General features: G+C 63.5%; 13 protein-coding genes. 9 read left to right on the forward strand and 4 right to left on the reverse strand.

Going from position 1 to position 15,005, the window contains the following annotated elements:
- Positions 1-42: 42 nt before the first annotated feature.
- From NKH01_RS29370 to dps, 4 genes are all read left to right on the forward strand, one after another.
- Positions 43-963 carry a LysR family transcriptional regulator gene (locus NKH01_RS29370; RefSeq protein WP_023718073.1) on the forward strand — a complete coding sequence of 307 codons (921 nt, stop codon included), beginning with the start codon at positions 43-45 and terminating at the stop codon, positions 961-963.
- Between the two features lie 76 nt (positions 964-1,039).
- Positions 1,040-2,047: an LLM class flavin-dependent oxidoreductase gene (locus NKH01_RS29375; RefSeq protein WP_031193704.1), complete on the forward strand. Its 1,008-nt coding sequence runs from the start codon at positions 1,040-1,042 to the stop codon at positions 2,045-2,047.
- Complete coding sequence (locus NKH01_RS29380; protein ID WP_023718075.1) at positions 2,044-3,297, forward strand: LLM class flavin-dependent oxidoreductase; 1,254 nt, start codon at positions 2,044-2,046, stop codon at positions 3,295-3,297. Before NKH01_RS29375 ends, NKH01_RS29380 begins: the two co-directional genes overlap by 4 nt.
- A 144-nt stretch (positions 3,298-3,441) precedes the next feature.
- On the forward strand, positions 3,442-3,930 hold the full coding sequence (gene dps / locus NKH01_RS29385) for a DNA starvation/stationary phase protection protein Dps (protein ID WP_023718076.1): 489 nt from the start codon (positions 3,442-3,444) through the stop codon (positions 3,928-3,930).
- A gap of 9 nt (positions 3,931-3,939) precedes the next feature.
- Here dps and xdhC read toward each other — a convergent pair whose 3' ends face one another.
- The 4 genes from xdhC to uraH form a co-directional block, all read right to left on the reverse strand.
- Positions 3,940-4,902 carry a xanthine dehydrogenase accessory protein XdhC gene (gene xdhC, locus NKH01_RS29390; protein ID WP_353023697.1) on the reverse strand — a complete coding sequence of 321 codons (963 nt, stop codon included), beginning with the start codon at positions 4,900-4,902 and terminating at the stop codon, positions 3,940-3,942.
- A 62-nt stretch (positions 4,903-4,964) separates the two neighbouring features.
- Positions 4,965-7,316 carry a xanthine dehydrogenase molybdopterin binding subunit gene (xdhB, locus tag NKH01_RS29395; protein WP_353023699.1) on the reverse strand — a complete coding sequence of 784 codons (2,352 nt, stop codon included), beginning with the start codon at positions 7,314-7,316 and terminating at the stop codon, positions 4,965-4,967.
- Entirely contained in the window at positions 7,316-8,797 is a 1,482-nt protein-coding gene (gene xdhA, locus NKH01_RS29400) for a xanthine dehydrogenase small subunit (RefSeq protein WP_353023700.1), read from the reverse strand. The genes xdhB and xdhA overlap by 1 nt, the downstream gene beginning before the upstream one ends.
- A gap of 1 nt (position 8,798) precedes the next feature.
- Complete coding sequence (gene uraH / locus NKH01_RS29405) at positions 8,799-9,173, reverse strand: hydroxyisourate hydrolase (RefSeq protein WP_023676223.1); 375 nt, start codon at positions 9,171-9,173, stop codon at positions 8,799-8,801.
- Between the two features lie 173 nt (positions 9,174-9,346).
- Between uraH and puuE the strand changes: the two genes are divergently transcribed.
- The 5 genes from puuE to NKH01_RS29430 all read left to right on the forward strand — a co-directional run bounded on the left by puuE (position 9,347) and on the right by NKH01_RS29430 (position 14,853).
- Positions 9,347-10,780, forward strand: coding sequence for an allantoinase PuuE (gene puuE / locus NKH01_RS29410; protein ID WP_023718080.1), 1,434 nt, complete (start codon positions 9,347-9,349; stop codon positions 10,778-10,780).
- A 63-nt stretch (positions 10,781-10,843) separates the two neighbouring features.
- Positions 10,844-11,692: a bifunctional allantoicase/(S)-ureidoglycine aminohydrolase gene (locus NKH01_RS29415; RefSeq protein ID WP_502912691.1), complete on the forward strand. Its 849-nt coding sequence runs from the start codon at positions 10,844-10,846 to the stop codon at positions 11,690-11,692.
- Positions 11,689-12,192 carry an ureidoglycolate lyase gene (locus NKH01_RS29420; protein WP_023718082.1) on the forward strand — a complete coding sequence of 168 codons (504 nt, stop codon included), beginning with the start codon at positions 11,689-11,691 and terminating at the stop codon, positions 12,190-12,192. Before NKH01_RS29415 ends, NKH01_RS29420 begins: the two co-directional genes overlap by 4 nt.
- Positions 12,192-12,785, forward strand: coding sequence for a nucleoside deaminase (locus NKH01_RS29425; protein ID WP_023718083.1), 594 nt, complete (start codon positions 12,192-12,194; stop codon positions 12,783-12,785). Before NKH01_RS29420 ends, NKH01_RS29425 begins: the two co-directional genes overlap by 1 nt.
- An 85-nt stretch (positions 12,786-12,870) precedes the next feature.
- On the forward strand, positions 12,871-14,853 hold the full coding sequence (locus tag NKH01_RS29430; protein WP_353023703.1) for a CocE/NonD family hydrolase: 1,983 nt from the start codon (positions 12,871-12,873) through the stop codon (positions 14,851-14,853).
- Positions 14,854-15,005: the final 152 nt, after the last annotated feature.

The raw sequence follows: 15,005 nt of genomic DNA on the forward strand, positions 1-15,005 counted from the left end.
TAGGCTGATCATACGCAGCCACATGAGAGCCCCGAAAGCCGCATGGCCTATCTCGATAACATCGCCGTTTTTGTTCGCGTCGTCGAACTCGGCAATTTGTCGGCGGCTGGGCGCGACATGCGCATTTCGCCGGCGGTCGCTTCCAACCGGATCAAGGAGCTCGAGAAGCATCTCGGTGTCAGGCTGTTCAACCGCACGACGCGGCAGTTGATGCCGACCGAGCACGGCACGGTGTTCTATTCCGGCGCCAAGCAGGTGCTCGAGGCGGTCACCGAGGCCGAAGCTGCGGTCAGCGCGTTATCCGGCCAGCCGCGCGGCACCATAAAGGTGACAGCGCCGCTCGGCCTCGGGCGGAGACTGGTGGCATCCGGCATCCCGGATTTCCACGACAGATACCCAGATATCGAGGTGCGGCTCCGGCTTTCCGACCACAATGTCGATATCATGAAGGAAGGCATCGACGTTGCGTTCCGGCTGGGCATCATCGAGGATTCCAGCCTCAGGATGCGCGGCATCATGGACTGCGAGCGAGTGCTGGTGGCGGCTCCGCAATATCTGGAGGCGCGCGGCGAGCCGAGCGAGCCGAGCGAGTTGATCGGCAAGAAGCACGATTGCCTGATGCTGCGCTATTCCGGCGCGCGCGAATATGTCTGGACCCTGCAGACGCGGAACGGGCCGCAAAAGTTCGAGGTGCACGGCCCCTACGATACCGATGACGGCGACGTGCTGACCGGCTGGGCGCTGTCCGGCCGCGGCATCATCAACAAGCCGCGCTTCGAGGTCGAGCCGTTTATCCGCGACCAGCGGCTGAAGGTGATCCTGAGCAAAACGCCGCCGACGCCGGTGCAATTCGCCGCCGTCTACCCGCATAAGAAGCTGCAGGATCCGAAGGTGCGGCTGCTGCTCGACTTCATGGCCGAGCGCTGCCAGCGGCTGATCAGGGATATTCTGGCCGGCAAATGATCGCCGGCTGGCCGGTTGCTTTCCGTCCAGCCGGCGAAGATATTTCTTATGGAATCTCACTCACCAGGGAAGACCGATGGCCAGCGGCGCCACAATGCATCTAGCCGTTTCACTAGCTCCGGAAACTGCTCCCTCCTCTCCGTCCGACGTCGTTCCGGATTTCAGTCTGCTGACGCGGTCCGTGCAAAAAGCCGAAGCGGCCGGCCTGGATATGGTGTTGCTCGCCGATTCCGCGCCGGTTGCAGGCGGACCGAACCGGCAAATGCGCTTCGAAGCAACGACCTTGCTGGCAGCGCTGGCGACGGTGACAAGCAGGATCGGTCTCATCGCCGCGGCGTCAATGGTCGCCCACCAGCCCTATAATCTCGCGCGCCGTTTCGCTTCGCTCGACATTATCAGCCATGGCCGCGCCGGCTGGAACGCCAGCATGATGCCCGACCCGCGCGAGGCGGCCAATTTCAGCCGACCGGAAGGGTTTTCCGGCGACGCATTCCGCCTGCGCGCCGAGGAATTCGTCGGCATCGTGCAAGGCTTGTGGAAAGGCTGGGACGCAGACGCGCTTCTGTTCGACAAAAGTGGCGGCCGCTTCTTCGATCCCGAGAAGATGCACCTTCTCGACCACAGGGGCGAATATTTTTCTGTGCGCGGGCCGCTCAACGTGGCGCGGTCGCCGCAGGACACGCCGGTGCTGGTCATGTCCGGCCTGTCCGAGCCCGACATGGATATCGCCGCCCGCACCGCCGATGTTGTCCTGCTAGACCAGCGATCGATCGACTGGGCTGACGATCTGAAGCGCCGTGCGCTTGCCTTCGGGCGCAGGCCGGAGGGGCTGAAGGTGCTGATGAATGTTGTCACGGATGGCGAGATGGCCGCCATGCCGGATATGTTTGCGGATAGGCTCGAAGAGTGCTTTCGCTCGAAAGCCTGCGACGGTTTCAACATCGCCGTGCCGCTCACGTCGGCGCTCGACGATTTCATCGGTCTCGTGCTGCCGGAGCTTCGCCGCCGCGGCCTTGTCCGGTCCGGCTACAGCGCGGCGACACTGCGGGCCCATCTCGGGCTTGCAGGGGAGGATCGGCAATGAGCGCCGGTCGAGGCCAGATGAAGCTCGGCGCCTTCCTATGGGCGACAGGCCACCACATCGCCGCCTGGCGCCATCCGCAGGCGCATGTCACGGCTGGCATCGACATCGATCATTACATCCAGCTGGCGCGGACGGCGGAAGCGGCGAAGTTCGACATGATCTTCTGCGAGGACGCCGCCGGTGTGCGCGAGGCCAATGTCGACATCGCCAGCCAAACGTCGCGCTCGATTGGCTTCGAGCCGATCAGCCTGCTTGCGGCGCTCGCGGTGCAGACGGAGCGCATCGGCCTCGTCTCCACGGCATCGACGAGTTACAACGAGCCTTACGGGCTGGCGCGGACCTTCCTGTCGCTCGACCATCTGAGCGGCGGGCGTGCCGGCTGGAACCTTGTCACTTCGGCCAGCCAGATCGAGGCCGCCAATTTCGGCTCGACCGGTCTGCGCCCGCATGCGGACCGTTACGGGCGGGCGCGCGAATTCGCTGCCGTGGTTGCCGGCCTTTGGCGAGGCCAGGGTGGACACGAAGGCAGAAGTTTTTCGGTGCGTGACCCGCTCGATCTGCCGCGCTCGCCACAAGGTGCACCGGTCATGGTGCAAGCGGGAGCGTCGGACGAGGGTCGTGACCTCGCCGCCCGGACCGCCGACGTGGTCTTTACGGCGGCGCAGACATTCGAGGAAGCGAAGGCCTTCTACGACGACCTCAAGGGACGGCTGGCTGCCTATGGGCGCAAGCCGGACGACCTCAAGATCATGCCTGGGGTGGCGCCGGTCGTCGCGGCAAGCGAAGCGGAAGCCCGGGCAAAACATGATGAACTGCAGGAGCTGATACCGGACGATGTCGGCGTTGCGCTGCTTTCCAGCTATCTCAGCATATCCGATCTCTCGCGCTATCCCATCGACGGACCGCTGCCGCAGCTGCCGGCCAGCGAAGGCATGCAGAGCCGGCAGGCGCTCGTCATCGAGCAATCGCGCCGCGACAACCTGTCCATTCGCCAGCTTGCCCGTCATTTCGCCGGCGCGCGCGGCCATTGGCGCGTCGTCGGAACTCCGGCCCAGATCGCCGACCAGCTCGCAGCACGCTTCGAGGGCGGCGCGGCAGACGGTTTCAACCTGATGCCATCCTATTTTCCCGGCGAACTCGATGCCTTTGCCACGCTTGTCGTGCCGGAGCTGCAGCGGCGCGGTCTGTTCCGTACGGATTATGACGGCAGCACGCTGCGCGACCATCTGGGCTTGAAAAGGCCAGCGTAAACGACGAGCGGAACGAAAGTCGGAGATCGCCGTTTTGGGATGCTGTGCCGCGGCGATGAGGGCGTCTGCGCGCATGTTCGATTGACCTTCCACAAACTTCGCCCTCTTCAAACCACGCGGACGCAACCGCCACAGGAGCCGATCATGGATGCCATCGCCACCCGCAACGACCTGCAATCCAATGCCAAGAAAGAGTGTATCGATCTTCTCAACGCCCGCCTCGCCGACGCCATAGATCTGGCCTTGATCACTAAGCAGGCGCACTGGAACGTCAAGGGGCCACAATTCATCGCCATCCATGAGATGCTCGACACGTTCCGCGAGGAGATCGACGGACATGTCGACACCATTGCCGAGCGCGCCGTACAGCTCGGCGGCACGGCGCTCGGCACATCGCAGGAGGTGTCGAAGGCGACTATGCTCGAGGCCTATCCGACCGACATCCACAAGACCCGAGATCATCTGGCGGCGCTGATCGACCGCTATGCCGCGACCGCCAAGCGGGCACGCGCGGCGATCGACGAAGCGGCGGGAGCGGGCGACGCCGACACCGCCGACATCTTCACCGCCTATTCACGCTCGCTCGACAAATTGCTGTGGTTCCTCGAGGCACACACGCAGGAACAGGAATAGAAGGAAACGTCAGCCCGCCATCGCCTTGCCACGACGTGCTTTGGACGGAGCTGCCGGTTCTATCGCGTGGGCGGCCAACGCCGTCATGATCTCGGCTGCGGCGAGTGCGGCGATCACTTGCGGGCGCTTGTCCTTGACGGCATCGCCGCCGATCGGCGAGACGAGGCGGTCAAATTCCGCCTCGCTTCCGTCCGCCGACTTAAGGAACCAGTTCCGAAACGTCGCCTTCTTGGTTCTGGAGCCTATCATGCCGACATAGGCGGCATCCCGGCGTTTCAGCGCCTCGGCGACGATCAGGAAATCCAGCGCGTGGTCATGGGTAAGGACGACGAAGGCGGATCCAGCCGGGGCTTCGCGCACCATCGCCTCAGGCATCGGCGTCAAACAGGTTTCGACCGTGTCTGGCATGCCCTCCAGCGCTTCGGCTCGCGTCTCGGCAATGACGACATGCACCGGCAGCAAAGCCACCGCCGAGGCCAGCGCATGGCCGACATGGCCGCCGCCGAAGATGTAGACATGCGGCAGCTGCGCCTCCTCGGCTTCCGCCGCCGCGACCAACTTGGCCTCAAGCCCGGCGTCAACCAGCCGGATCAGCACCTCGACCCTGCCGCCGCAGCACTGCCCGATCTCCGGGCCGAGCGCGACGTCGAGCGTCGCGACAGCGTTGCGGCCAGCCCCCTTCTCCCCGTAACTATACGGGGAGAAGGGGCCGGCAGGCGGATGAGGGGCGGCGCCAGCCTCGACAGATTCGCCAGAACCTGAGGCCGATCGACCAAGCATCTGCCGCGCTTTGTCGATCGCCATATATTCGAGCTGGCCGCCGCCGATCGTGCCGAAAGTGGCCGATCCTGAGACGAGCATGAAGGCACCCCTCTCGCGCGGCGTCGAGCCTTTTGTCCCGGCCACCTCAACCAAGGCGACCCGGCAGGCACCGGCAAGAAAGGCTTTCAGGCTCTGCATTTTCGCGTTCATCATTCGCGTTCCCTGTTGGGAAATATAGAGTTTTTCGGCCTGAATTGCACGTTTTCCGGGATTCAAGTGCCGGTCCTGGCTTCTCGCTTCAGCCGTTCGATCGCCATCAGCACCCGTTCCGGCGTGGCAGGCGGGTCAAGGCGCGGGCAGATCTTGTGGCCAGCAACGCTCGCCACCGCATCCGACAGCGCATGCAGCACCGACATTGCGAGCGGAAAGGGCGGCTCGCCGACCGCCTTGGAGCGGTGCACCGTCGGCTCGCCTGCTTCCGCCCAGTCGGCCAACGTGATGTTGAAAATCTTCGGCCGGTCCGAAGCGAGCGGGATCTTGTAGGTCGACGGCGCATGGGTGCGCAGCCGCCCCTTGTCGTCCCACCACAGTTCCTCCGTGGTCAGCCAGCCCATGCCCTGGATGAAGCCGCCCTCGATCTGGCCGAGGTCGATGGCGCGGTTCAGCGAACGCCCGGTTTCGTGCAGAATATCGGTGCGCTCGACGACATATTCGCCGGTCAGCGTGTCGACCGAAACTTCCGAGCAAGCCGCGCCATAGGCGAAATAATAGAAGGGGCGACCCTCGCCCTTGTCGCGGTCCCAATGGATTTTCGGCGTCTTGTAAAAGCCAGCCGCCGAAAGCTGGATGCGCGCCATATAGGCCTGCCTGACGAGATCGGCGAAGGCGATCTCCTGGTTACCGATGCGCACCCGGTTTGGCAGGAACAGCACCTGGTCGCGCGGCACCTGGAATTTCTCGGCGGCGAAATTGGTCAGCCGGTCCTTGATCTGGCGGGCGGCGTTCTGCGCCGCCATGCCGTTGAGGTCGGAGCCGGAAGACGCGGCAGTGGCCGAGGTGTTCGGCACCTTGCCGGTCGTCGTCGCGGTGATCTTGACCTGATCGAGGTCGATCTGGAACTCTTCCGCCACAACCTGCGCCACCTTGACATAGAGGCCCTGCCCCATCTCGGTGCCGCCGTGGTTCAGGTGCACTGAACCATCGGTATAGACATGCACCAGCGCGCCGGCCTGGTTGTAATGGGTGGCGGTGAACGAGATGCCAAACTTGACCGGCGTCAGCGCCAGTCCCCGCTTGATGAGGCGGCTGTTGGCATTGAAAGCATCGATGGTGCGGCGGCGCCTTGCATAGTCGGAACTCGCCTCCAGCTCGGCGACGATGCGGTGGATGATGTTGTCCTCGACCGTCTGGTGGTAGGGCGTGATGTTGCGGTCGCTGGTGCCGTAGAAATTCTTCTTGCGGATTTCGAGCGGGTCCTTGCCGACGGCAAACGCGACTTCGTCGATGACGCGCTCGGCGCCGACCATGCCTTGCGGGCCGCCGAAGCCGCGAAAGGCGGTGTTCGATACCGTATTGGTGTAGAGCGGCGCCGATTGCGCGTGCACCGCCGGCCAGAAATAGGTGTTGTCGCAATGGAACAGCGCGCGGTCGGTGACCGGGCCGGAGAGGTCGGCCGAGAAGCCGCAGCGCGCCGCGAACATGAAATCTACGCCGAGAATATTGCCCTCATCGTCGAAGCCGACCTCGTAGTCGACGAGGAAATCGTGGCGTTTGCCGGTGGCGATCATGTCGTCGTCGCGGTCGGGCCGGATTTTCACGGCCCGATGATGTTTCTTCGCGGCGATAGCGGCCAATGCCGCAAACTGATTGCCTTGCGTTTCCTTGCCGCCGAAAGCGCCCCCCATCCGGCGGATTTCCACCGTCACCGCGTGGCTCGGAACACCGAGCGCATGGCTGACCATGTGCTGGATTTCGCTCGGGTGCTGGGTCGAGGAATAGATGGTGACGTCGTGGTCCTCGCCAGGGATGGCCAAGGCGATATGACCCTCGAGATAGAAATGCTCCTGGCCGCCGATGCGCATCTGCCCTTTCAGCCGGCGTGGCGCTGCCTTGATCGCAGCCGCTGCATCACCGCGCTTCAGGGTCAGCGGCGGCGTGACCAGCTTGTCTTTCCGGGGATCGAGCTCGCCAATATCGGCGACGAACGGCAATTCCTTGTATTCGACCTTGGCCAGCCTCGTCGCCCGGCGCGCCTGCTCGCGGGTTTCGGCGATGACGCAGAAGATCGGCTGGCCGAAGAATTGCACCTTGCCGTCGGCAAGCACCGGCTCGTCGTGGCGGCCGGTCGGCGAAATATCGTTTTCGCCGGGCACGTCGCTCGCCGTCAGCACGTCGATGACGCCGGGTGCGGCGCGGACCCCCGACAGGTCCATGCTGGTGACGGTGGCATGCGTCGCCGCCGAAAGCCCAAGACAGCCGTGCAGCGTGCCGGCCGGTTCCGGCATGTCGTCGATATAGACGGCCGTGCCACTGACATGCTTGTGCGCGGAATCATGGCGCTGATCGGTGGCGACGCCGCCGGCGATTTTTTGCGCCTTCAAGTTCGGAGTGGCGTGCTTGTTCATCATGCCGCCTCGTGCCGTGATACCTGGATCGGCGCCCGGGTGCCCATGGTTTCGGCAAAGAAGCGCAGCAGCAGGTTGCGCGCCGCCAGCGCCCGGTATTCGGCGCTTGCCCGCATGTCGGTCAGCGGGGTGAAATCGCCGGCGTACGCGGCCATCGCCGCCTCGACCGTCGCTTCCGTCCAGGGCTTGCCAAGCAATGCCTTTTCTACGCCAAAGGCGCGCTTCGGCGTTGCCGCCATGCCGCCATAGGCGATGCGTATCTCCGCCACCGTGCCGTCCGCGGCCAGCGTCAGGAAAAACGCGCCTAGCGCTGCGGTGATGTCTTCGTCGCGGCGCTTGGTGATCTTGTAGACGGCAAATTTCGTCTCGCTGCCCGGCAGCGGAACATGCACGGCCTCGACGAATTCGCCGGGCTGCCGGTCCTGTCGGCCATAAGCAATGAAAAAATCCTCGAGCGGGATCGTCCGCCGCTTGTCGCCGCGGCGCAGCGTCAGGCGGGCACCGAGTGCGATCAGCGGCGGCGGCGTGTCGCCGATCGGCGAACCGTTGGCGATATTGCCGCCGATGGTGCCCATGTTGCGCACCTGGTCGCCGCCGATGCGGTCGAACAGCGGGCCTAGCGCCGGGATGCGTTTCGCCAGCATCGAGAAGGCTTCGCTATAGGTGACACCGGCGCCGATCGAGATGACGCCCTTGTCCTCGGACATCTCGCACAATCCACCGAGATTGCCGATGAAAACCGCCGGCGCAATATCGCGCATGTGCTTGGTCACCCAAAGGCCGACATCGGTCGAACCGGCGACGATAGTGGCGCCCGGCTCCTTGACCAGCACGCTGGCCAGATCGTCGGCATTGGCCGGCACGATCAGCCGCTTGTTGCCGGAGCCGATCTCGATGCGCGAACCGTCCTTCATCGCTTCTAGCTTGGCCGTGACTGCCTTGCGCTCCGCCACCAACGGATCCTTTGCCGCCTTGCCGTAGCTGGAGATGGCACGTGCGGCGCGCATGATCGCCTCGTAGCCGGTGCAGCGGCAGAGATTGCCTTGCAGTGCCTTTTCGATGGCGGCGTCCGACGGCTCCGGCGACCGCATCCACAGCGCATAAAGCGACATGACGAAACCCGGCGTGCAGAAGCCGCATTGCGAGCCGTGGAAATCGATCATCGCCTGCTGCACGGGGTGCAGTTTTCCTGCGTCGCCGCGCAGATGCTCGATGGTCACGACATGCGTGCCGTCTAGCGAGCCAAGGAAGCGGATACAGGCATTGACGCTTTCATAGACCAGTGTTCCACCGGAGAGCCTGCCGACCAGCACCGTGCAGGCGCCGCAGTCGCCCTCGGCGCAACCTTCCTTGGTGCCGCGCAGCGAGCGGTCGAGCCGCAGCCAGTCGAGCAGTGTCTGGTCGGGTGCAACCGTGCCGAGCGCGACGTCCTCGCCATTGAGGATGAACCGGATTTCGTTGCGTGTCTTGATCCCGGCCATCTCAGCTTCCCCGGTAGGTCGAATAGCCGTACGGCGACAGAAGCAGCGGCACATGATAGTGCATCGGCTCGGCCATACCGAAGCGGATGGGCACATGGTCGAGGAAGGCCGGTTCCGGCAGTTTTGTCCCCTGCCGGCGCAGATAATCGCCGGCCGCAAAGACCAATTCGTATTCGCCGGTACGGAACTCCGCGCCGGCAAGCAACGGAGCATCGCAACGGCCGTCATCATTGGTGACGACCGTTTTCAGATGCGTCCGGGCCTGGCCGTCAAGATGATAGAGCTCAATCGACAGACCGGCCGCCGGTTTGCCGGCCGCGGTGTCGAGGACATGGGTCGTCAGGCGCCCGCCTTCGGCTTTCGACGTTTCCGCCACTGGCTGCTCCATTCCCTGCACAGTCGAACACTATTCATGAATTGTGCGCCAATTAAAGGCGATGCATAAGTCCCGGTCGAGCGGAGCGCGACAAAAACACTTTCAAAAATTTCGGGGGAATGCGCAGGCACTCCTTTCGACTATCCTGATCACAATTTCCGGCAGGAGCGAGAATGCGTTACGAACGAGACATGCGCGGCTACGGAGCCAATCCGCCGGATCCGAAATGGCCCGGCGGGGCGCATGTCGCGGTCCAGTTCGTCGTCAATTACGAAGAGGGCGGCGAGAATTGCGTCCTGCACGGCGACAAGGCCTCGGAGGCTTTCCTGTCGGAGATCGTCGGCGCCGCGCCCTGGCCCGGCCAGCGCCACTGGAACATGGAATCGATCTACGAATACGGCGCCCGCGCCGGCTTCTGGCGATTGCTGCGCCTGTTCAGCGCGGCACAGGTGCCGGTCACCTGCTACGGCGTCGCCACGGCCCTGGCGCGCTCGCCCGACCAGGTCGCAGCGATGCAGGAGGCCGGCTGGGAGATCGCCTCGCACGGGCTGAAATGGATCGACTACCGCGACCACGCGCCAGAAGACGAGCGCCGCGACATGGAAGCGGCGATACGGCTGCATTATGAGGTGACAGGCGCGCGGCCGACCGGCTGGTACACCGGCCGCACGTCGATCAACACGGTGCGTCTGGCGGCGGAAGAAGGCGGCTTCGACTATGTGTCGGACACCTATGACGACGAACTGCCCTACTGGTTCGAGCATGTGACACCGAACGGGTCGGCGAAGCCGCAGCTGGTCATCCCCTATACGCTCGACGCCAACGACATGCGCTTTGCCACGCCGCAGGGCTTCAACTCCGGCGACCAGTTCTTTGCCTATCTCAGGGATAGTTTCGACACGCTCTATGCCGAGGGCAAGGCAGGGCGGCCGCGCATGATGAATATCGGCCTGCACTGCCGCCTGGTTGGGCGGCCGGGCCGGGTCGCGGCACTGAAGCGCTTCATCGACTACGTCAAATCACACGACAAGGTCTGGCTGGCACGGCGCATCGACATTGCAAAACATTGGCAGGAGACGCATCCGTTCCGGTTGCCGGCATTGCGCCCGTCGAAAATGGAATTCGAGGCCTTCGTCCACGCATTCGGCGGCGTCTTCGAACATTCGCCGTGGATTGCCGAGCGCGCCTACGAGTTGGAACTCGGCCCGGCGCATGACAGTGCCGGCGGCCTGCACAACGCGCTCTGCCGCGTCTTTCGCGCGGCCAGCGAGGCCGAGCGGCTTTCCGTGCTCAATGCCCACCCCGACCTTGCCGGAAAACTGGCGCAGGCCAAGCGGCTAACCGCGGAATCCTCCAGGGAACAGGCTTCGGCCGGGCTAGACGCGCTGACCGACAACGAGCGCGAGCTGTTCGCAAAGCTCAATGCCGCCTACGTCACCGGTTTCGGTTTCCCGTTCATCATTGCAGTGAAGGGCAAGACCAAGGAGGACATCCTGGCCGAGTTCGAAACGCGTATCGGCAACAGCCGCGATGTCGAATTCGAAACCGCCTGCAGACAGGTCGAGCGCATCGCGCTGCTTCGTCTCAAGGACATGCTTCCACAATAGGCTTTGGCTGCCGCGATGGGCCCTGGCTTCCGCAACAGGCTTGAATTTATGGATATGATGAAAATGGCCGAGCGAACCTATTATGCGCCGCAGGGCGGACATCCCGGCCAGAGTGAATTGCTGACCGGACGCGCCGTGTTCACACAGGCCTATGCCGTAATCCCCAAAGGCGTGATGCAGGACATCGTCACCAGCGCCTTGCCGTTCTGGGATGGGACACGGGTCTGGGTGCTGTCGCGGCCGCTGTCGGGTTTTGCCGAGACGTTTTCGCAATACATCGTCGAGCTCGCGCCCGGCGGCGGCAGCGACCGGCCAGAACCGGATGATGATGCCGAGGGCGCGATATTCGTGGTTGAAGGCGAGCTGAGCGTGTCGCTAGCCGGAAAGAAGCATGTGCTCAGGCCGGGCGGGTTCGCGTTTCTGCCGCCAGCGAGCGGGTGGACGGTGCGCAACGAAAGCGGCGCTGCCGTCCGCTTCCACTGGATCCGAAAGGGTTACGATGCGGTCGACGGCATCGAGCTGCCGCAAGCGTTCTTCGCCAACGAACAGGATATCGTACCGACGCCGATGCCAGGTACCGAAGGCCGCTGGGCAACAACGCGCTTCGTCGATCCTGAAGACATCCGCCACGACATGCATGTCACCATCGTGACGCTCGAGCCTGGCGCGGTCATTCCCTTCGCCGAGACGCATGTCATGGAGCACGGGCTTTATGTGCTGGAGGGCAAGGCGGTCTACCGTCTCAACCAGGACTGGGTCGAAGTCGAGGCCGGCGACTATATGTGGCTGCGCGCCTTCTGCCCGCAGGCTTGTTATGCCGGCGGGCCAGGCAAATTCCGCTACCTCCTCTACAAGGACGTGAACCGCCACGCCAAGCTCGGCGGTGTGGGCATCGAGGGTCGCGCGCGGTGATCCGCATCGTCGCGCGGCCGCTGACCCGCGAGAATTTCGCCGAATTCGGCGACGTCATCGATATGGGCGGCGACAACCATTATCCGATCAATGGCGGCAAGGCCGAGCGCTATCACGATCTCGCCACCGCTGAAGCACGAGGGCCGAATGCGCACGTGCTGATCTCGATGGTGCGTGGCACGCCCTATGAGCTGCCGTTGAAGCTTACCATGGTCGAGCGCCATCCGTTTGGCAGCCAGGCCTTCATTCCGCTGTCACCACGGCCGTTCCTGGTCATCGTCTGCCATGACGGCGAGGAAGGCCCGGGCGAGCCGCATGCGTTCATCACCGCGCCCGGGCAAGGCGTCAACTATCCGCGCAATTTGTGGCACGGCGTGCTGACGCCGATCGGCGAGCCCCAGGACTTCCTGGTCGTCGACCGGGGCGGCGACGGCTCCAACCTCGAAGAGTGCCACTTCTCGCACGCCTATGAGATTCATCTTCCCGACGGGAGCCGGTGATGGCTGACATTTCGCTGATCGACCGCCTGCTCGACGTCATCGAGCACGACATCGTGCCGAAGACGGCGAAGGGTGTCGCGCATGGCAACAAGCTGTTCGGCGCGGCGATCCTGCGCAAGGACGACAGCTCGCTGGTGCTTGCCGAAACCAACAATGAGACGGAAAACCCGCTGTGGCACGGCGAGGTGCATTGCCTGAAGCGCTTCTACGAAATGCCGAAGGCCGAGCGCGTCGACACCGCGGATGCCATCTTTCTCGCCACGCACGAACCTTGCTCGCTCTGCCTGTCGGCGATCACCTGGACCGGCTTCGACAATTTCTACTATCTGTTCAGCCACGAGGATTCGCGCGACAGTTTCGCTATCCCGCACGATTTGAAGATCCTGAAAGAGGTCTTCACCCTCGATCCCGGCGGCTACAATGCCGAGAATGCCTATTGGAAGAGCTTTTCGATCCGCAGACTGGTACGATCGCTGTCGGGGCCTGAGCGCGAGCGGCTGGAGGCGCGGATCAGCGCCATCTCGGCAATCTACGACGAACTGTCCGGCGCTTACCAGGCGAGCAAGGCCGAAAACGACATCCCGTTGAATTGACGCGGATTGACCAGCCGAATTCGTTGGCTGGCCCACGACGACATCCTGCGGACTCCATCATCTGGCGCTCCTGGAGTCTGCCGGCATGAAAATCGTCACTGAATTCCCACGAAAGATCGTCGAATTTCCGGATATGGGGATCGTCATGCCGGACGGCTGCCGGCTGTCGGCGCGGGTGTGGATGCCGGCCGATGCCGCCGACGATCCGGTGCCGGCAATCCTCGAACATCTCCCCTATCGCAAGCGCGACGGCACGATCTATCGTGATCAGCTGACGCATCCCTATTTCGCAGGCCACGGCTACGCCTCGATCCGCGTCGACATGCGCGGCAATGGCGATTCCGAAGGGCTGATGGACGACGAATATTCCGAGCAGGAATTGCAGGACGCTTGCGACGTCATCGCCTGGGCGGCGGCGCAGCCCTGGTGCAACGGCAATGTCGGCATGATGGGCATTTCGTGGGGCGGCTTCAACTGCCTGCAGGTAGCAGCCAAGCAGCCGGCGGCGCTGAAGGCAGTCATCAGTCTCTGTTCGACAGTCGACCGCTACGCCGACGACATCCACTACAAGGGCGGCTGCCTGCTGATCGAGAATTTCGGCTGGGCTTCGACCATGCTGTCCTATTCGTCGCGGCCGCCGGATCCGTTGCTGGCCGGCGACAACAGATGGCGCGACCTGTGGCTGACCCGGCTGGAGAACCAGCCCTTCCTGGCGCCGCTGTGGTTGAAGCACCAGCATCGCGACGCCTATTGGAAGCGCGGCTCGATCTGCGAGGACTATCCGGCCATCCATGCCGCGGTGCTGTCGATCGGCGGCTGGCATGATGGTTATCGCAATACGATTTCCCATCTCGCCGCCAATATCGAGGCGCCGGTCAAGGGCATCGTCGGCCCGTGGATCCACAAATACCCGCACTACGCCACGCCCGAACCGCGCATCGGCTTCCTGCAGGAGGCGTTGCGCTGGTGGGACCGCTGGCTGAAGGACCTCGACACCGGCGTAGAGGCCGACCCGGCCTACCGAGCCTATGTGATGGACAGCGTGCGTCCGGCGCGCTGGCATCCCGAGCGGCCCGGCCGCTGGGTCGCTGAATCGGAATGGCCGTCACCCAACATCAAGACGCAAGAGGTTGAGCTTATGGCTGAAGGCAACCACGCTATCGTCGCTTCGCCGCAAAACTGCGGCCTTGCCGGTGGCGAATATTTCCCCTTCACCTTTGGACCGGAACTGCCGGGTGACCAGCGCCCCGACGATGCGCTGTCGGTGTGTTTCGACCAGCCGGTGCTGAACGAAGCGATCGACATCGTCGGTGCTCCCGAAGTTGCGGTCAGGGTCTCGGCGGACCGGCGCCAGGCGAACATCGCGGTTCGGCTGTGCGACGTCCATCCGGACGGAGCGTCGGAGCTGATCTCCTACGGCGTGCTCAACCTGACGCATCGCAACTCGCACGAATTTCCCGAAGCGCTGGTGCCCGGCGAAATCGTCAACGCCCGGGTGGTGCTCGACCAATGCGCCTATCGCGTGCCGGCCGGTCACCGCTTGCGTGTGGCCATTTCCAACAGCTATTGGCCGATGATCTGGCCGTCGCCGGAGCCGGTCCGGCTGGAATTGTCGGCCGCGACATTGATGCTGCCGCTGCGCCCGCTGGCGCCAGGTGACGAAGTGGTCTTCCCCGCTCCCGTGGGCGCCACGCCCTGGGCAACCGAAACGGTCCGCGCCGCCAATTCCGAGCGTCATGTCGATCGCGACGAAAAGACCGGAATGATCACGCTTTCTATCGTCGACGATTTTGGTGAGGTGCGCGACCTGGAGCATGGCCTCGTCCACGGGAGCATCGCCAGAGAGACATGGGCGATCCATCCTGACAATCCGCTGTCAGCCTTGGGCAAGACGCATTGGACCCAGACGCTGTCGCGAAATGAATGGTCGGTGCGCACCGAAACCTTCGGCGAAATGCGCTCCGACGCGCAAAGCTTCATGGTTAGCGCCAGAATTGAAGCCTATGACGGCGAGAAGCTGGTCTTCGAGCGCAACTTCGAGGAGAAAATCCCGCGGGTACTGCTTTGAGCGCTTATAGCGATTGGTCCAATTGCGACGCACGATTTACGCCACGGCATGTCGCATTCGGTCTTGCTTACTGCTTTCCCTTACGGTCATTATTCTCCCGATTGAAATGAGAAAAAACGACCATAAGGTCGGACCAACAGAGTGAGGAACTC

Source organism: Mesorhizobium sp. M1403, assembly GCF_040317695.1.
In the GTDB taxonomy this organism is placed as follows: Bacteria; Pseudomonadota; Alphaproteobacteria; order Rhizobiales; family Rhizobiaceae; genus Mesorhizobium.